General features: G+C 58.3%; 14 protein-coding genes. 5 read left to right on the top strand and 9 right to left on the bottom strand.

The annotated features are described in order from the left end of the window. Nucleotides 1–8 precede the first annotated feature (8 nt). The 5 genes from EAO82_RS17295 to EAO82_RS17275 all read left to right on the top strand — a co-directional run bounded on the left by EAO82_RS17295 (nt 9) and on the right by EAO82_RS17275 (nt 5,481). A complete protein-coding gene (locus EAO82_RS17295; RefSeq protein ID WP_231703238.1) occupies nt 9–884 on the top strand; it encodes a hypothetical protein in 876 nt (291 codons plus the stop codon). 18 nt (nt 885–902) lie between these two features. Then, nucleotides 903–1,349 (top strand): 50S ribosomal protein L9, encoded by a 447-nt coding sequence (rplI, locus tag EAO82_RS17290; RefSeq protein ID WP_096348407.1) that lies wholly within the window; start codon nt 903–905, stop codon nt 1,347–1,349. A gap of 161 nt (nt 1,350–1,510) precedes the next feature. Continuing rightward, the gene (dnaB, locus tag EAO82_RS17285) at nt 1,511–2,914 is read left to right on the top strand and encodes a replicative DNA helicase (protein ID WP_096348406.1); all 1,404 of its coding nucleotides are present in this window, start codon (nt 1,511–1,513) and stop codon (nt 2,912–2,914) included. A 14-nt stretch (nt 2,915–2,928) separates the two neighbouring features. Further along, nucleotides 2,929–5,268, top strand: coding sequence for a YgiQ family radical SAM protein (locus EAO82_RS17280; RefSeq protein ID WP_096348486.1), 2,340 nt, complete (start codon nt 2,929–2,931; stop codon nt 5,266–5,268). Between the two features lie 69 nt (nt 5,269–5,337). Continuing rightward, nucleotides 5,338–5,481: a hypothetical protein gene (locus tag EAO82_RS17275; protein ID WP_153274299.1), complete on the top strand. Its 144-nt coding sequence runs from the start codon at nt 5,338–5,340 to the stop codon at nt 5,479–5,481. On the opposite strand, the gene EAO82_RS17270 is transcribed toward EAO82_RS17275, so the two are convergent. The 9 genes from EAO82_RS17270 to accB form a co-directional block, all read right to left on the bottom strand. Continuing rightward, a complete protein-coding gene (locus EAO82_RS17270; RefSeq protein ID WP_174959014.1) occupies nt 5,469–8,237 on the bottom strand; it encodes a response regulator in 2,769 nt (922 codons plus the stop codon). The genes EAO82_RS17275 and EAO82_RS17270 overlap by 13 nt on opposite strands. 133 nt (nt 8,238–8,370) lie before the next feature. Then, entirely contained in the window at nt 8,371–9,672 is a 1,302-nt protein-coding gene (gene purD, locus EAO82_RS17265; RefSeq protein WP_096348404.1) for a phosphoribosylamine--glycine ligase, read from the bottom strand. A 97-nt stretch (nt 9,673–9,769) separates the two neighbouring features. Further along, the gene (gene purH / locus EAO82_RS17260; RefSeq protein ID WP_096348403.1) at nt 9,770–11,377 is read right to left on the bottom strand and encodes a bifunctional phosphoribosylaminoimidazolecarboxamide formyltransferase/IMP cyclohydrolase; all 1,608 of its coding nucleotides are present in this window, start codon (nt 11,375–11,377) and stop codon (nt 9,770–9,772) included. 81 nt (nt 11,378–11,458) lie between these two features. After that, complete coding sequence (gene fis / locus EAO82_RS17255; RefSeq protein WP_231703237.1) at nt 11,459–11,785, bottom strand: DNA-binding transcriptional regulator Fis; 327 nt, start codon at nt 11,783–11,785, stop codon at nt 11,459–11,461. Continuing rightward, nucleotides 11,782–12,780 (bottom strand): tRNA dihydrouridine synthase DusB, encoded by a 999-nt coding sequence (gene dusB, locus EAO82_RS17250; protein ID WP_096348402.1) that lies wholly within the window; start codon nt 12,778–12,780, stop codon nt 11,782–11,784. Before dusB ends, fis begins: the two co-directional genes overlap by 4 nt. Nucleotides 12,781–12,940: 160 nt before the next feature. Continuing rightward, on the bottom strand, nt 12,941–14,563 hold the full coding sequence (locus EAO82_RS17245; RefSeq protein ID WP_096348401.1) for a DUF3426 domain-containing protein: 1,623 nt from the start codon (nt 14,561–14,563) through the stop codon (nt 12,941–12,943). A gap of 68 nt (nt 14,564–14,631) precedes the next feature. After that, nucleotides 14,632–15,519 (bottom strand): 50S ribosomal protein L11 methyltransferase, encoded by an 888-nt coding sequence (gene prmA / locus EAO82_RS17240; RefSeq protein WP_096348400.1) that lies wholly within the window; start codon nt 15,517–15,519, stop codon nt 14,632–14,634. 156 nt (nt 15,520–15,675) lie between these two features. Next, the gene (accC, locus tag EAO82_RS17235; protein WP_096348399.1) at nt 15,676–17,016 is read right to left on the bottom strand and encodes an acetyl-CoA carboxylase biotin carboxylase subunit; all 1,341 of its coding nucleotides are present in this window, start codon (nt 17,014–17,016) and stop codon (nt 15,676–15,678) included. A gap of 19 nt (nt 17,017–17,035) precedes the next feature. Next, nucleotides 17,036–17,491, bottom strand: a complete 456-nt coding sequence (gene accB, locus EAO82_RS17230) for an acetyl-CoA carboxylase biotin carboxyl carrier protein (protein ID WP_096348398.1) — start codon at nt 17,489–17,491, stop codon at nt 17,036–17,038. Nucleotides 17,492–17,501 lie beyond the last annotated feature (10 nt).

The raw sequence follows: 17,501 nt of genomic DNA, 5'->3' as shown, positions 1-17,501 counted from the left end.
AATACATCATGCGCGGTCGCAAGCAGGCCACTCTAGTAGTGGCTATTGCAGCGGCCATACCCCTGTTGTTCTGGGTCAGTGCTGCGGCACTGGCGTTGGTCATCCTGCGGCGCGGCTTGAATGAGGCGCTGCCGGTTCTGATCTGGGGTGTTTTACCTGCCCTGGCCTGGGCCGTGATGGGTGATCTGACGCCTTTGCTGGTTATTCTGGGTGCTGCTGGTATGGCAGTGCTGCTACGCGAAAAGCAAGCGTGGCCCACTGTTTTGCTGGTTTTGGTGCCGCTGGGCCTGGCCTATGCGTTGCTGCTCATGAGCGTGCTGGGAGAGCCGTTACAGGCTTTGGCAGTGCAGATTCAGGAGCGCTTGCCGGAATTGATGGCTGACATGGGCGGCTCGGTCGACGAAGCCGGCATGGTTCGTCTCGAGGCTTTGTTGGTGCCGATTCTGGCTGGTTTGATGGGCGCAGTGCATGCGTTGATGGCGCTGGTCAGTTTGATGATTGGCCGCTCCTGGCAAGCGGGGTTGTATAACCCGGGTGGTTTTCGCGCCGAGTTTCATCGGCTGCGCTTGTCGCCTCTGGTAGCTGGTGGGTTGCTGGTGTTGACGTTGTTTAGCCCGCAGTTCGGGCAAATGGCGATGTTGGCACCGATAGCCAGTTTGCCGCTGCTGATTGCCGGATTGGCGCTGTTGCACGGCTTGGCCGGGATCAAGAAGCTAGGCTCGGTATGGTTGGTGATACTCTATGTGGTGTTTGTTTTTGCCGCCCAGATTGTGTATCCCCTGATTATGTTTTTGGCATTTATAGATAGTCTGTTCGATTTTCGTGCTCGTATTGCACCGGCTCAAGGGCCGCGCGACGATGACGACTCGAATGGCCAAGTTTGAATTTTAGAGGTCATCGCAATGGAAGTTATCCTGCTCGAAAAGATCGCGAATCTGGGTAACCTTGGCGACAAGGTTGCTGTCAGCGCCGGTTACGCACGTAATTTTCTCCTGCCTTTTGGCAAAGCCACTCCGGCTACTGCTTCCAACCTGGAAGCCTTCGAAGCTCGCCGCGCTGATTTAGAGCGTATCGCTGACGAGAAGAAAGCCGAAGCTGAAACCCGTGCGGCCAAGCTGGAAGGTCTGACCGTGACCGTCTCCGCCAATGCTGGCGAAGAAGGCAAGTTGTTCGGTTCCATCGGTACTCGCGACATCGCTGATGCCGTTACTGCTGCTGGCGTCGACATCGAGAAAAGCGAAGTACGTCTGCCTGAAGGTCCGCTACGCAACGTCGGTGAATTCGAAGTTGCTCTGCACCTGCACACAGATGTAGAAGCTACCGTCAAGCTGGTCGTTGTAGCCGGTTAATTCCGCTGCACAGCCTGGACGGACTGGTTGCCGATTGCCCAAGGTTGTCGGTGGATGAGTTCGCCGGGCTTTCCAGTTAGACTAGTCAACACGGTGCCTGTCTCGGACAGGCGCCGTGTTGTTATTTTTGTCTCCCCGGTTTTTGTCTTGAGCCTGTACCGATGAACGAGTCGAACTACACCGATACCGCGGAACTTGACCTGCAGACCTCTGCTCTCAAGATCCCGCCACACTCGATCGAAGCCGAGCAGGCTGTGCTCGGCGGTGTCATGCTGGAAAACACAACCTGGGAGCGTGTGGTTGAACTGCTCAGCGAGGCGGACTTCTACCGCCATGACCACAGGCTGATTTTCCGCGCCCTGGCCAGCCTGGCTTCGCGCAATCAGCCCTTTGACGTGGTTACCCTGGCAGAAGAGCTGGACCGTGATGGGCTGATTGATCAGGTCGGCGGGCTTGCCTATTTGGGGCAGTTGGCCAAGAACACCCCGTCTGTCGCCAATATCAGCGCCTATACGCACATCATTCGTGAGCGCTCGACGCTGCGTAAATTGATCAGCACCAGTTCGGATATCGCCGACAGTGCCTTCAATACCAAGGGCAAGCAGGCTAACCAGATTCTTGACGATGCCGAGCGGCAGATCTTCGCGATCGCCGAAAGCCGTCCGAAGACCGGTGGGCCTGAGTCGGTCAATACCCTGTTGACCAAGGCAATTGATCGTATCGATACGCTGTTCAACAGTGATGGCGCGATTACCGGGCTGTCGACTGGCTTTGCCGACCTGGATGACATGACCTCGGGTCTGCAACCTTCGGATCTGGTGATTATTGCGGGTCGCCCTTCGATGGGTAAGACGACCTTTGCGATGAACCTGGTCGAGAACGTGGTGATGCGCTACGACAAGGCGGTGCTGGTATTTTCGTTGGAGATGCCAGGTGATTCGTTGGTCATGCGTATGCTTTCTTCACTTGGTCGCATTGACCAGAGCAAGGTCAGGGCAGGGCGGCTAGAGGATGACGACTGGCCGCGACTGACGTCGGCGGTCAATCTGCTCAACGACCGCAAGCTGTTCATTGATGACACAGCCGGCCTGTCGCCCATGGAAATGCGTGCCCGGGCGCGCCGCGTGGTACGCGAGCATGGCGAGATCGGCATGATCATGATCGATTACCTGCAGTTGATGCAGATTGGCGGCGCGTCGGAAAACCGGACCAACGAGATTTCCGAGATTTCGCGCTCGCTCAAGGCACTGGCAAAAGAATTCAATGCTCCAGTCGTGGCGCTGTCGCAGTTGAACCGCTCGCTGGAGCAACGGCCCAACAAGCGCCCGATCAACTCGGACTTGCGTGAGTCGGGGGCCATCGAGCAGGACGCGGACGTAATCATGTTCGTTTATCGGGATGAGGTTTATCATCCGGATACCCAGGATCAGGGTATCGCCGAGATTATTATCGGCAAACAGCGGAACGGGCCTATCGGCAGCATTCGATTGGCCTTTCTCGGCAAATTCACCCGTTTTGAAAATCTCGCACCCGGCTCCTATTCCGGGTACGGCGATATGGAGTAAGCATGTCCATCAGCATGCCGGCCGCGAAGCCGCTGTTTGATTATCCCAAGTACTGGGCCGAATGTTTTGGCCCGGCGCCTTTTCTGCCCATGAGCCGGGACGAGATGGATCTGCTCGGCTGGGACAGCTGCGACATCATCATCGTCACCGGCGATGCCTACGTGGATCACCCGTCCTTCGGCATGGCGATCATTGGCCGTTTGTTGGAAGCCCAAGGCTTCCGCGTCGGGATCATCAGTCAGCCGGACTGGCAGAGCAAAGACGCGTTCATGCAGCTGGGCAAGCCGAACCTGTTCTTCGGGGTGGCGGCGGGCAATATGGATTCGATGATCAATCGATATACGGCGGATCGCAAGATCCGTTCGGATGATGCTTATACGCCGGGCGGCAAGGCAGGGAGCCGGCCAGATCGCGCTAGCCTCGTCTATAGCCAGCGCTGCCGCGAGGCCTTCAATGACGTGCCGGTAGTATTGGGCGGTATTGAAGCCTCGCTGCGGCGAATCGCGCATTACGATTACTGGCAGGACAAGGTCCGCCACTCGCTGCTGCTCGATGCCAAAGCCGATATTCTGCTCTATGGCAACGCCGAGCGCGCGGTGGTCGAGATCGCCCAGCGCCTTAGCCGTGGTGAGGATATTCAGTCGATTACCGATATCCGCGGTACTGCCTTTATGCGCCGCGATACGCCACAGGGCTGGTTCGAACTGGATTCAACGCGAATTGACCGGCCGGGCAAGGTCGACAAGATCATCAACCCCTATGTGAATACTCAGGATACCAGCGCCTGCGCCGTCGAGCAGGCCAGAGGGCCGGCTGAAGAGGGCATCAATGAAGGTCTGGGTGAGGGCGTGCAGGTGGTTCAACTGTTGCCGCACCCGCGCCTGGAGCGGGACAAGACAGTCATCCGGCTGCCATCCTACGAGAAAGTCAAAAGTGATCCTGTCCTGTATGCGCACGCCAACCGCGTGTTGCATCTGGAAACCAATCCCGGTAACGCGCGGGCACTGGTTCAGCGTCACGCCGAGAAGGACGTGTGGTTCAACCCGCCACCGATCCCGTTGACCACCGAGGAGATGGACTACGTATTCGGTTTGCCCTATGCCCGGGTGCCGCACCCCGCCTACGGGGATGCGAAAATTCCGGCCTACGAGATGATTCGTTTCTCGGTGAACATCATGCGCGGCTGTTTTGGCGGCTGTACCTTCTGTTCCATTACCGAGCATGAAGGCCGCATCATCCAGAACCGTTCGCACGAATCGATCATTCGCGAGATTGAAGAGATTCGCGACAAGGTGCCTGGCTTTACCGGGGTGATTTCCGACCTGGGTGGGCCGACAGCGAATATGTATCGCATCGCCTGCAAGAGTCCCGAAATCGAGGCTGCTTGCCGTAAGCCGTCGTGCGTTTACCCCGGCATATGCGAGAACCTCAATACCGATCATTCCTCGCTGATTGGCCTCTACCGCAAGGCTCGTGAACTGCCTGGTGTGAAGAAAATCCTGATCGCCTCAGGTCTGCGCTATGACCTGGCGGTGGAGTCTCCCGAGTACGTCAAGGAGCTGGTCACCCACCATGTTGGCGGCTATCTGAAGATCGCTCCAGAGCATACCGAACAGGGACCGCTGACCAGGATGATGAAGCCCGGTATCGGCAGTTACGATGCCTTCAAGCGCATGTTCGAAAAGTACACCAAGGAAGCGGGCAAGAAACAGTACCTGATTCCCTACTTCATCGCTGCGCACCCGGGCACCTCGGACGAGGACATGATGAACCTGGCGTTGTGGCTAAAGACCAACGACTTCCGCGCTGATCAGGTGCAGGCTTTCTATCCTTCGCCCATGGCGACGGCCACCGCCATGTATCACTCGGGCAAGAACCCGCTGCGCCGGGTGACCTACAAGAGTGATTCGGTCAATACGGTCAAGGGCGAGCGGCAACGGCGCCTGCACAAGGCGTTTCTGCGTTATCACGATGCCAAGAACTGGCCGCTGTTGCGCGAGGCCTTGCAGGAGATGGGCCGCGGCGACCTGATCGGTAACAGCAAGCAGCATCTGATTCCGACCTACCAGCCTGCGGTAGAAGGCTATACCAGTGCCCGGAAGAAGCAGTCGACACCGGCGAAAGGCCCGCGTCAGGGCGCGCTGCTGACCCAGCATACGGGCCTGCCGCCGCGTGACACCGGCTCTTCGAGTCAGGGTGGAGCGCGTCGGCTTGGGGCAGGCAAATCTGCGGCCGCTGGTGCTGATATTAATCATCCGTCTATCGGCAAGCCAAGCGCTGGCAAACCGGTCGCCGGAAAGAAAAATACCCGCAAGAAGGCTAGCCGCCCGAGTACCAGGCTATCGTCCCGATAACATCTGCCTAATGGCCGTCGAGAGCATCAGCGGCTAACATCTCCGGTATCTACTTACGGGAGATGTCTGATGCTGGCATTGCAAGGTGTGCGTATTGCAGGGATGGTGGGCCGCAGGTTGCTGCTGGGCTATGTCGTCAACTACGCGGCCGCTTCTGCAGGTGTGGATGTGTTTCCGACTTCTGCTAACGCCGGTACGGATCAGGCTGTCTGATCGCGCGCCTGATCCAGTTGTTTCTGATCGATCCAGAAGTTGAGCTGGTCGCGTAACTGCGCCAACTCGACTGGCTTGGCTATGTGTCCGTTCATACCGGCTAGTCTTGAGCGCTCGCGGTGCTCCGGCAGAATGTGAGCAGTCAGGGCAATGATCGGGATGGGTTGGCGGCCGCTGGCCCGTTCCCATTGGCGAATAAGTTCCGCCGCGGTAAAGCCATCCATTTCCGGCATTTCGCAGTCCATCAAGACCAAGTCATAGTCACCGGTTTGAGCTTGCAGTACTGCCTGCTGGCCGTTCTGAACCGAGTGCACCTGCATGTTGAGCTTGCCTAACATGCCGCGGATAACCTTGGTGGAGATCGAGTTGTCCTCTGCGACCAGGATTTTGAACCCGCCGGAGTGCGTTTGCTGAAGAGGTTCTGAGTTGTCTTCGCTATGCTCACTATGCTGCTGCTGACTATGTTGTAGCCACTCGTCGATCAGCGTAGTGCGCAGAGTATAGCCCGCCACGGGTTTGCTGAGGATGCGGCGGATTCCGGCATTACGAGCGATGACGCGGCTGGGCGCGTGGCTGACGCCGGTTAGCATGATGATCAGCAATTGATTCCTGATTGCCGCATCATCCTTGATGCGCGTGGCGAGTTCCAATCCGCTCATGCCCGGCATGGAGTGGTCCACCAGCACTATGTCGAAGGGGCTACCCAGGTGTGCCTGGGTGCGCAACAGTGCCAACGCTTCTTTACCGCCGGACACACACTGAGCCTGCATGCCCCAGGCATTACATTGTTGTTGCAGGACCTTGCGGCAGGTCGCATTGTCATCGACGATCAATACCCGCCGTTCAAGCAGGCAGCGGCCTTCGGTATCGGGTTCGACAAAGGCATGGGTTCTATCCAGCGGTAGGGTAAACCAGATCGAATTGCCTTGCTCGGATGCATGTTTGATACCGACCTGGCCTTCCATCATATGAATCAACTGGCTGGCGATCAACAAGCCCAGATGGCCATTGCCATCAGCTTGATCCAGCAGCCTTGACGAGTTGGGCAGCACCTTGAGCAGGCAGTCTCTAGCCTGGTCGGACATTGCATGGCCCGAATCCTGTACCGCAAAGCGCAATTGTTGGCCGGTACCCTGAGGTTCTACGCCAACCACCAGGAGAATTTCCCCCTGATCGGTAAAACGCAGTGCGTTACCCAACAAGTTCATCAATACCTGACGTAGCCGGGTAGGGTCTCCATTAATGGTCCGGGGCACATCGGGATGCACGAAACTGATCAATTCTATGGTCTGACTGTCGGCACGATTGCGGAAAATATCCAGGCAATCGTTGACCAGCGCATGCAGATCGAACTGCACGGATTCCAGCGTCATCTGCCCGGATTCGAGCCGCGACATGTCGAGAATTTCGTTGATCAGGTTCAGCAGATCATTTCCCGAGCCGTGAATCGTTTGCACATAGTCGCGCTGTTTGGCGGACAGCGCGGTATCCAACAGTAGCTCGGACATACCCAGTACGCCATTCATCGGTGTGCGAATTTCATGACTGATCCGGCCTAGAAACTCAGCCTTGGCGCGCCTCTCTGCATGACGAGTCGCTTGGGTCTGGCGCTGACTGACGCGCTGGGCCAGCAGCCGTTGAGCGCGGTTGTGCAGGCTCCAGGCAAAGCACACCATGGCCAGCCAAACCAGCGTGTCGACAATATGAGCACCGAGTATGTGTTGATAACCCAGCAGATTGACAACGGCCGCACCCAACAACAATAAGGCGCCCGTCAGGAAGGGCCTGTTAGTTGGTTGCCGGCGTAACCAGAGAAAAAGTTGCAGGGTGAGAATCATCAGCGGCAAACCCAGTTGGATCAGTACCGCCATGCGGGCGAACAACGAAGAATGCCAGGCGGCAACTAGTACCAGTACCCCCAGGGTTGCGGCGCCAACACCGACCAACAATGCCAGGCGTCGGTGCGTTCGCAAATCGGGACCGGGTAACAGGCAGAGGAGCAATACGGCCATGAGCGGATAAGCGGCGAGCTGCAACAGTTCAGCGCTATGGCCCAGCAGCAGTGGCGCCTGTTTCACCACCCAACTGATGGCGCTCAGGTTGGCTAGGCAGAGAATCAGTGCGGCTGTGGCCAGCAATAGGTGGAAAGGGTCGCGGCTAACGCTACCGTGCAACAAACCGTGTAATACGAGCGCGAGCAAGAGTCCGACCAGTACGCCCTGTAATGCCTGGTGAGCGCCATGCAGGGTGGCCGCTTGCTGGGCATCCATGACACTCAGATGCGTGCTGATGGGGTAGTCATTCTGCAAACGCAGGTACAGGCTGTACTCAGCTTCGGAGTTGATCTCGATCGGGAAGGCAAAGCCCGGTTGCCGGAGCAGTCGCGGATCAGTCGGCTGGTTGGCTCCGCTCCGGTAGGTTTCGAGTACCTCGGTGCCCCGGAGCAGGTATAAGCTGATGTGCTCCAGGGCAGGGTTATCCAGGCGTACCTGCTGCGCGCCGGTGCGGGTTATGGGTATTTTTACCCACAGTGCTGCATCGGCACCGGTCAACTTCAGCGGCCCGGGAGGGCTTGGAATAAAACGGTTGGCATAGCGATTGGAAGTAATATCGGCCAGGGTCAGCTCGCCACCGGTGTCGACCAGGCTGTAATGCGCTGGAGCGGGCGCAGCCAGTTCGGTCGCTGTTACGCCGTTGGCCGTAAGCATAATGAATCCTGCCAGCAGGGCGAGGATCAACCAGCGTGCTTGCTTCACTATGAGTTGCGTCCTGTCCATGGGCAATTGACGTGCGGCGTCAGCTAGCAGAAATCAGTATAGCTCACTGCAAGCTGATGCCAAGATGCTTGGCCAGGCTGACCGGTGTCAGCGCTGGCGACACTTACTCCTGCTATTCTTGCTCTCTGGCGATGGCCCGATAACCGATGTCCGAGCGGAAGAAACTGCCCTTCCATCTCACCTTGCTGGCTAAGGCATAAGCGTTCTGTTGCGCTTGCAGAATGCTGTCGCCTAAAGCCGTAGCACATAGTACCCGGCCGCCACTGGTGACGACGGTAGCCTCGCCCGGAGTGGCGCCAGCTTTCAGTGTAGTACCGGCATGGAAAATTTTGCCCAACGCGCTGTTAGCTTGTTCCAGACCTTCGATGGCATCGCCCTTGGCATAGTCGGCCGGGTAACCGCCAGCGGCTATTACCACGCCGAGGCTGGGGCGGGGGTCCCAAACGGCTTCGGCTCTGTCCAATTGGCCAGCCAGCGCAGCCTCGGCCAGATCCACCAGGCTGGATTGCAGCCGCAGCATGATGGGCTGGGTTTCCGGGTCACCAAAGCGGCAATTGAATTCAATGACCTTGGGGTTGCCCTGGCTATCAATCATCAGACCGGCGTAAAGAAAGCCGGTGTATACATTGCCCTCGGCTGCCATCCCGCGCACCGTAGGCCAGATGACCTCATCCATCACGCGCTGGTGGACCGCAGCAGTGACCACCGGAGCAGGGGAGTAAGCACCCATCCCGCCCGTGTTCGGGCCGCTGTCACCGTCGCCGACGCGTTTGTGATCTTGGCTGGTGGCCATCGGCAGGACGTTCTCACCGTCGACCATGACGATAAAGCTGGCTTCTTCGCCGTCGAGGAACTCCTCAATCACGACTCGGGAGCCTGCCTCACCAAAGGCATTACCCGCGAGCATATCGCGCACGGCGTTTTCCGCTTCCTGTAGCGTCATGGCGACAATCACGCCCTTGCCGGCGGCCAGGCCGTCAGCCTTGATGACGATAGGTGCACCTTTTTCTACCAGGTAAGCCAGGGCCGGCTCGACCTCGGTAAAGTTCTGGTAGTCGGCAGTGGGAATCTGATGGCGGGCAAGAAAATCCTTGGTAAAGGCCTTGGAGCCTTCCAACTGCGCCGCGCCTGCGGTCGGGCCGAAGCAGGGCAAGTTGAGGCTGCGAAACAGATCAACTACACCAGCAACCAGCGGCGCTTCAGGGCCAACTATAGTCAGTTGTACATTCGCCGCAGCGAAATCGGCGAGCTTTTGCAGCTCCAGCACATCGATGGCGACGTTCTCACACTTGGGCTCAGTAGCGGTGCCAGCATTGCCCGGAGCGACGAAGACTTTCTCGACTCGCGCATCCTGAGCCACTTTCCAGGCCAGTGCGTGCTCACGCCCGCCACTACCGATAATTAAAACATTCATGCAATCTCTCCGGTGCAGAGAGCTACAAGCGTCCAGCGGCAGGCTCCAGGTCGTTTGCGCGCCACCTGATGCCTGCCGCTTGTTGCTTGTGGCTCTATCAGTGTCTGAAATGCCGCATGCCAGTGAATACCATAGCCATGCCCGCTTCATCGGCGGCGGCGATCACCTCGGCGTCCCGCATGGAACCGCCGGGCTGGATCACAGCGCTGATGCCATTCGCGGCGGCGTTGTCTATGCCGTCGCGAAACGGAAAGAACGCATCGGACGCCATGACTGCACCCTTGACCTGCAGCCCAGCATGCTCCGCCTTGATCGCGGCGATGCGCGCGGAGTTGACGCGGCTCATTTGCCCGGCACCAATGCCCACGGTCTGGCGCTGGCTGGCATACACGATGGCGTTGGACTTGACGTATTTGGCGACTTTCCAGGCAAACACCAGGTCGTGAATTTCCTGCTCGGTGGGCGCGCGCTGGGTGACGACCTTAAGGTCGGCCTCGGTAATCATGCCGACGTCTCTGCTCTGCACCAGCAAGCCGCCGTTGACGCGCTTGAAGTCCCAGTCGGCCAGACGCTCGGTCGACCACTCGCCGCACTCCAGCAGGCGGACATTGGCTTTCGCACTGACCACTTCGCGGGCAGCGGCGCTGATGCGCGGCGCAATGATCACTTCGACAAACTGACGGTCGACGATCGCCTGGGCGGTCGCCGCATCCAGTTCGCGGTTGAATGCGATGATGCCGCCAAATGCCGATTCCGAGTCGGTTGCGTAGGCCAGCTCATAGGCCTGTCGAATGCCGCCTTCATCTTCAGGAACCACGGCCACACCACAAGGGTTGGCATGTTTGACGATAACGCAGGCCGGCTTGGTAAAGCTCTTCACGCACTCAAGCGCAGCGTCGGTATCGGCCACGTTGTTGTAGGACAACTCCTTGCCCTGCAACTGGATGGCGGTGGCAATGCAGGCTTCGGTCGGATTGGCTTCGCGGTAAAAGGCGGCGGACTGGTGCGGGTTTTCGCCGTAACGCATATCCTGCGCCTTGATGAACTGGGTGTTGAAGGTGCGCGGGAAGCTAGCACGGTCAGCGGTGCTGAGCGTGTCGCGCTGCTGATCAATGCTGCCCAGATAGTTGGCGATCATGCCGTCATAGGCGGCGGTGTGTTCAAAGGCTTTGAGCGCCAGGTCGAAGCGTTGCGCATAGGTGAGCCCGCCTTGCTTGAGCGCATCCTGGATGCTGGCGTAATCGCTGGCGTTGACGACAATGGCTACGTCCTTGTGATTCTTCGCCGCCGAGCGGACCATGGTCGGGCCGCCGATATCGATATTCTCGATCGCATCAGGCAGGCTACAGTCAGGCTTGGCTACGGTAGCCGCAAAGGGGTAAAGATTAACCACCACCATGTCGATTGGCTGGATGCCGTGCTCCTTCATGACCTGACCATCGATATCCCGACGCCCGAGGATGCCACCATGAATCTTCGGATGCAGGGTCTTTACCCGGCCGTCCATCATTTCCGGGAAACCGGTGTAGTCGGCCACTTCCACAGCATTGATGCCTTGCTCGCGTAGCAGCTTGAAGGTGCCGCCGGTGGAAAGAATCTCGACGCCCTGGGCGCTGAGTTCGCGGGCGAAATCGACAATGCCGGTCTTGTCGGACACGCTGATCAGCGCGCGACGTATGGGCAGGCGGGTGGTTTGGTCGGTCATCTTCATTCCAGATCAGATAAAGGATAGTTGCAGCTTCGGATATGGAGCCGGAAGCCAGGAGCGGGATAGTAGCAGATTGACTTAGAGCAATCCGTATTGCTTGAGCTTTTTGCGCAAGGTGCCGCGATTGAGCCCAAGGATTTCGGAGGCCCGCGTCTGATTGCCTTTGACGTGCTCCATCACGCTTTCCAGCAGCGGTGCTTCGACTTCGCAGAGCACCATGTCGTATACATCGGTAACGTCCTGTCCATCCAGATGATCGAAGTAGTTCTTCAATGCTTGTTCGACACTGTTGCGCAGGGTGCGGCTACTCTGGCTGAGCTTGTCGGGGGCAACATACAGATTTTTTTCAGCGAGTTCGCTCACGGGTTCTGTTCCAATAGTGTCTGAGGCGTTCATAAGGCTCATGCCGCAAGGTCTCCTTCCAGCAAGCGGGTAAAGAAAGTCTGAATGTTCCGGCGCTGCTGCTCGGGGCATTCCAGTTGATTGAATCGGCGGCGGAAATCCTCCGCGCCAGGCAGGGTTTGCAGATACCAACCAACATGTTTGCGTGCAATACGCACGCCCTGATGTTCACCATAAAAAGTGTGCAGCGCCTGCAGGTGTTCCTGCAGAATCGATTGCTGCCAGTCCAGTGTTGGTGCCGGCAAGAGTTCGCCGGTTTTCAGGAAGTGACTGATTTCGTTGAATATCCAGGGGCGACCCTGGGCTGCGCGGCCAATCATAACCGCATCGGCTCCGGTATGCTGGAGTACGGCAAGGGCTTTTTGCGGGGAGTCAATATCGCCGTTGGCAAACACCGGTATGCCAATTGCCTGTTTGATCGCAGCGATGCTGTCGTATTCGGCTGCACCGGTATACAGCTGGGTTCGGGTGCGCCCGTGCACGGCCAAGGCCTGAATACCAGATGCTTCGGCTATCCGGGCGATTTGCAGGCCGTTGCGCTGTTCGGCACACCAGCCGGTGCGGATTTTCAGGGTGACTGGCAGATTGACCGCATTCACCACCGCTTCGAGTATCTCACCGACCAGCTTTTCATCGCGCATCAGCGCTGAGCCGGCCGCCTTGTTGCAGACTTTTTTCGCCGGGCAACCCATATTGATGTCGATTATCTGCGCGCCGAGTTGCTCATTCATGCGCGCTGCCTCGGCCATCATCTCGGCGTCGCCGCCGGCAATCTGCACTGAGCGGGGTTCGCTTTCACCGGTGTGATCAAGGCGCTGACGGGATTTGCGGCTGTTCCAGAGGCGTACATCGCTGGTGACCATCTCTGACACCACCAACCCGGCGCCCAGCCGACGGCACAGTTGCCGGAAGGGCAGGTCGGTAACGCCTGCCATGGGTGCAAGGATAACCGGGCTGGCGAGTTGATAGGTTCCGATACGAGTCACTGCCTGGTCCATCCCTGTACTCTCTGTAATCACTGCTGCTCGCCGGCACGCCCAAGGCAATGACACAAGGGAGTCAGGGTCAAGTAATGTGAAAAGGGCGATAATGATACCTGCTCTGGATGACCATATAAAGACTGAGCTGGACGATTTTTGAGCAGATCCGCCAGGCGGTTCAGGGGCTGAGGAAATCCAGATTATAACTGGCCACGTTTGAGCCCGGGTCAAGCATGCTGAGCCCAACGTGCACTGGCGTCTGCGGAGGCATCAGCGTTGTACCGGCGAGTTCGCCGCCGAGGTACTCGACAGGTTGAAACAACTTGCTGCTGATTTCGCGCCCGGCCAGATCACTGAAAGTCATGCGCAACACTGGAAAGGGCTGAGCAAAATCAGCGCGGTTGTAAAGGATTACATCGATGGCCAGTGCATTCGGGAAGTCGGAGTGCGGCCGTACCACCAGGTTGCTGCTGCGGATCAGGTCTATATCGACCCGGGCAGGCAATTGGCAACCAGCCAGAAAGCACGCTTGTTCCATGATGGGCCGGGTACGCTCGTTATGCGCCAAGGCTGCGTAGTTATAGGTCGCTACCTGACCGAGTAACGCCAGTACGGCGATTATGCTAAGCAACGTCCATAGCCACTGCCGCCGCGGGCGGCGAGCCCGCGGGCGATCATCCAGATACAGGGGTTCGTCTATCAGCTCGGGGAGCTGTAGATCATCGCCAAAGCCTGTGCTATCCAGGCTGGGCTCCCGGCGCTCCTGAGGCGCTCGCTTAGCCGTCGGCGCTGGCGCCTCCTCGGATGGCTGCGCACGCTTTGCTCGCGGCTCGGGATTTGGCAGTAAAAAAGGCTGGTCCCGCAGAAAAATACCCTGCTCTGGAGGGGCTGCACTCAGTGGCCCGATGGACGGCGGACTGTCCATGTCAAACGGATTTGGCTTGCGGTCATCCGTTGGCAGTGGCTCAGGTGGCAGAGGACGTGGCGCAAAATCACGCGAGCTGGCTGCGTTGCGAAACGCCTCGTGCAGCTCAATATCATCCAGTGGGTCCGCGCTATTGGTCGTATATGGCGGTTTGTCTGCGAGATCGTTATCCAGGTTGAAATCCAGATCCCAGGCGTCAGGTTTGTCCCGGGCTGAATCGAACTCGAACGCCCGGTCGATATCGGCGTCGGTGGGCGTCCAGCTGTTCTGCGGATCGGCGCGCGGCGGCTCATCAGCGGCGGCTTGAGCGTCAGTTGCCGGAGCATCATCCCACAGAGGTTCGCTGAACGGTTCGGGTTCAGCTAGCAGTTGGTTTTCCTCGTCACTATGCTCGTCGACAAATACGTCCGGAGAGTCGCTATCGGTCGAGTCCGCAGGTTCTGGGGTGTTAACTTCCGGATCTATTGATACCGGTGATAGCGCCGCTGCCGGGGTGTTATCGGCAGCAGGCTCGGTGGCTGGGTGCTCAGGCTCGGAGTGTGTCGTTCTGGCATCGGGGTTGATTTCCTCGAGAATGGATTCGTCCAACCCCAGCGCTTCCAGGTCGAGATCGTCCAACTCCAGATCGTCGTGAATCAGCAAGGTCCCCTGACGGCCAATATCCGCCTCGCCAGTCGCGGGTGGCGGGGCTGGGGTTTTCGCAGCGTCCGGCGCTGCTGAGGGCTCGGGCTCAGCACTATTGATCTGGGCGCTGGCGTCGAAGACTTTCAGGCAAGCGCCACAACGCACATTGCCCGCGGCAGCCTGCAGGTGATCCTGAGAAAGGCGGAAACGCGTCTGACAGTGGGGGCATTGCGCTACCAGCATCTCATTCATGGCCAACCGCTATTCCTTCGTTGCTGTGACGTTCGGTGTGTTCGACCGGCTATTGTGCGTGAACCCGGTCAGGCCGCCAAGTGCCGACGGCCACTGACGCGAATCCAGCCGTCGCGTTCGGCGACAGGGTCAAGCGCGAAGTTATCCTTATAGGCAGCAAGGATATCCTCTGTCTGCTCGGCGAGAATGCCGGACAAGGCGATCAGGCCGCCGGGCTTGACCAGGCTGGTTAGCTGGCCGGCGAGACTGACCAGCGGACCGGCAAGGATATTGGCAACAAGAATGTCAGCAGGTTCCTGCGGCATTTGTTCGGGTAGATACAAGCTGAAGCGCTGATCGAGTATCTGGTTGCGCTGGGCGTTGTCGCGTGAGGCTTCCAGCGCCTGAATATCGATGTCGGTGCCGCAAACCTGTCTGGCGCCGAGTAGCAGCGCGGCGATGGCGAGAATGCCTGAACCACAACCAAAATCGATTACATCCAGATCCTGCAATTGCTGAGCGTCAAGCCATTCCAGGCATAGCGCGGTAGTCGGGTGAGTACCCGTACCGAAAGCCAGGCCCGGATCCAACAGCAGATTCACTGCATCCGGTTCCGGGGCTGCGTGCCAACTGGGCACTATCCATAGCCGTCGGCCAAATTGCATGGGTTGAAAATGCTCCATCCAGCTGCGTTCCCAGTCCTGATCGGCGATCTGTTCCAGCTGATACTCCGGCAGCGCGCCCGCTGACAGCCGAGCGAGGCTGCTCAGCAGCTCGGCCGAATCGGTATCGGCTTCAAACAGTGCGAGCAGATGAGTATGTGACCACAGCGGAGTCGTTCCCAGGTCCGGTTCAAAAATAGGCTGGTCTTCACCGTCCATGAAAGTGACGGACACCGCCCCCAGTGCCAGCAGCGACTCTTCCAGAGGTTCGGCCTGTTCAGGGGTGATCGCTAGACGCAGTTGCAGCCAGGGCATGGGGATTCCTTCGGAGCTAAGTTCTGAATGACGGGTTATAAATAACGGGTGCTAAACAACCGATTTTGAAACGGGCTTCCAGCAACAGAAAAACTTCGGGAGCGGACTGGCCGCTCCCGAAGGTTGGATCATACACGTGCAGGTTGCAGGCAGGGCTTACTTGATACCCAGCTTGTGCTCGAGGTAGTGGATATTGACACCCCCCTTGCAGAAACCCGGATCACGTACCAACTCGCGATGCAGAGGCGTATTGGTCTTGATCCCGTCGACTACCAACTCATCCAGCGCGTTGCGCATGCGTGCTAGCGCTTCGTCACGGGTGGCGCCGTAGGTAATCAACTTGCCGACCAGTGAATCGTAGTTCGGCGGAACCTTGTAGCCGCTGTACAGGTGCGAGTCCACCCGCACACCGTTGCCGCCTGGCGCGTGGAAAAAGCTCACGGTACCGGGGCTGGGCATGAAGGTTTTCGGATCTTCCGCGTTGATTCGGCATTCAATCGAATGGCCGCGAATCACCACGTCTTCCTGGGTGAAGCTCAGGGGCTTACCCGAGGCAACCAGAATTTGCTCCTTGACGATATCAATGCCGGTGACCATCTCGGATACGGGATGCTCAACCTGAACGCGCGTATTCATCTCGATAAAGAAGAAGTCGCCATTCTCATAGAGAAACTCGAAGGTACCGGCGCCGCGGTAGCCCAGATCGATACAGGCCTTGACGCAGCGCGCCTGGACCATGGCCCGGGCTTCTTCGTCGATGCCCGGCGCTGGAGCTTCTTCAATGATCTTCTGGTGACGGCGCTGCAGCGAGCAATCACGATCGCCGAGGTGCACCGCATGGCCCTGACCGTCGGACAGCACCTGCACTTCGACGTGACGCGGATTGGTCAGGAATTTTTCCAGGTAAACCACCGGGTTGCCGAAGGCTGCACCAGCTTCGGTGCGGGTCAGGTGGATCGATTTGATCAGCTCGGCTTCTTCATGCACTACGCGCATGCCGCGTCCACCGCCACCGCCCGAAGCCTTGATGATCACCGGGTAGCCAACGCGCCGGCCGATGGTCAGGCATTCGGCTTCATCATCAGGCAGCGGGCCATCGGACCCCGGCACGGTAGGTACACCGGCCTTGATCATCGCGGCAATCGCCGACACCTTGTCACCCATCAGGCGGATGACCTCGGCGCTGGGGCCAATAAAGGTAAAGCCCGAACGTTCGATCTGCTCGGCAAAGTCAGCATTTTCCGCGAGGAAGCCGTAACCGGGGTGAATACCGTCGGCGCCAGTCACCTCGGCAGCGCTGATAATCGCCGGAATGTTCAAGTAGGAATCAGTGGCATTGGCAGGACCGATACACACGGTCTCGTCAGCTAGCGCCAGGTGCATGAGTTCACGGTCGGCCGTGGAGTGCACAGCTACAGTCTTCAACCCGAGTTCCTTGCAGGCGCGAATGACGCGCAGAGCAATTTCACCGCGGTTGGCAATTAGGACTTTTTGCATCGAAGCCTCCGGGTCGGGCTCAGGCGATGCTGAACAGGGGTTGATCGAATTCCACCGGCTGGCCGTTATCCGCCAGGATGGCCTGAATCACGCCGCTTTTATCGGCTTCAATGTGGTTCATCATCTTCATGGCTTCAACAATACAGAGTACATCGCCTGCCTTGACGCTCTGGCCGACTTCTACGAAGGAACCGGCCGCTGGAGAAGGTGAGCGGTAGAAGGTACCAACCATGGGCGAGCGGACCAGGTGGCCACTTGGCTCGGCTGGAGCGGGCTCGATCATCGGAGCCGCCGCTACAGGAGCAGCCGCTGGCGCTGGAGCAGAGGGAGGTGGAGCGTAATAGTGTTGTGGCGCAGCAGCTTGCTTGCTGTGCCGGCTGATGCGAACAGATTCTTCGCCTTCGTGAATTTCCAGTTCGTCTATCCCGGATTCTTCCAGAAGCTCGATCAGTTTTTTAACTTTACGGATATCCATTGGTGCTTGC

The sequence above is a fragment of the Halopseudomonas pelagia genome (genome assembly GCF_009497895.1).
In the GTDB taxonomy this organism is placed as follows: Bacteria; Pseudomonadota; Gammaproteobacteria; order Pseudomonadales; family Pseudomonadaceae; genus Halopseudomonas; species Halopseudomonas pelagia_A.
This window is presented reverse-complemented; position numbering and strand designations above follow the sequence as displayed.

What these genes read in the sequence shown, in the direction of transcription:
- EAO82_RS17275 (WP_153274299.1), top strand. Translation starts at nt 5,338, where the DNA reads ATGCTGGCATTGCAAGGTGTGCGTATTGCAGGGATGGTGGGCCGCAGG.
- dusB (WP_096348402.1), bottom strand. Translation starts at nt 12,780, where the DNA reads ATGGACCAGGCAGTGACTCGTATCGGAACCTATCAACTCGCCAGCCCG.
- dnaB (WP_096348406.1), top strand. Translation starts at nt 1,511, where the DNA reads ATGAACGAGTCGAACTACACCGATACCGCGGAACTTGACCTGCAGACC.
- accB (WP_096348398.1), bottom strand. Translation starts at nt 17,491, where the DNA reads ATGGATATCCGTAAAGTTAAAAAACTGATCGAGCTTCTGGAAGAATCC.
- rplI (WP_096348407.1), top strand. Translation starts at nt 903, where the DNA reads ATGGAAGTTATCCTGCTCGAAAAGATCGCGAATCTGGGTAACCTTGGC.
- EAO82_RS17280 (WP_096348486.1), top strand. Translation starts at nt 2,929, where the DNA reads ATGCCGGCCGCGAAGCCGCTGTTTGATTATCCCAAGTACTGGGCCGAA.
- fis (WP_231703237.1), bottom strand. Translation starts at nt 11,785, where the DNA reads ATGAGCCTTATGAACGCCTCAGACACTATTGGAACAGAACCCGTGAGC.
- prmA (WP_096348400.1), bottom strand. Translation starts at nt 15,519, where the DNA reads ATGCCCTGGCTGCAACTGCGTCTAGCGATCACCCCTGAACAGGCCGAA.
- purD (WP_096348404.1), bottom strand. Translation starts at nt 9,672, where the DNA reads ATGAATGTTTTAATTATCGGTAGTGGCGGGCGTGAGCACGCACTGGCC.
- purH (WP_096348403.1), bottom strand. Translation starts at nt 11,377, where the DNA reads ATGACCGACCAAACCACCCGCCTGCCCATACGTCGCGCGCTGATCAGC.
- EAO82_RS17245 (WP_096348401.1), bottom strand. Translation starts at nt 14,563, where the DNA reads ATGAATGAGATGCTGGTAGCGCAATGCCCCCACTGTCAGACGCGTTTC.
- EAO82_RS17295 (WP_231703238.1), top strand. Translation starts at nt 9, where the DNA reads ATGCGCGGTCGCAAGCAGGCCACTCTAGTAGTGGCTATTGCAGCGGCC.
- accC (WP_096348399.1), bottom strand. Translation starts at nt 17,016, where the DNA reads ATGCAAAAAGTCCTAATTGCCAACCGCGGTGAAATTGCTCTGCGCGTC.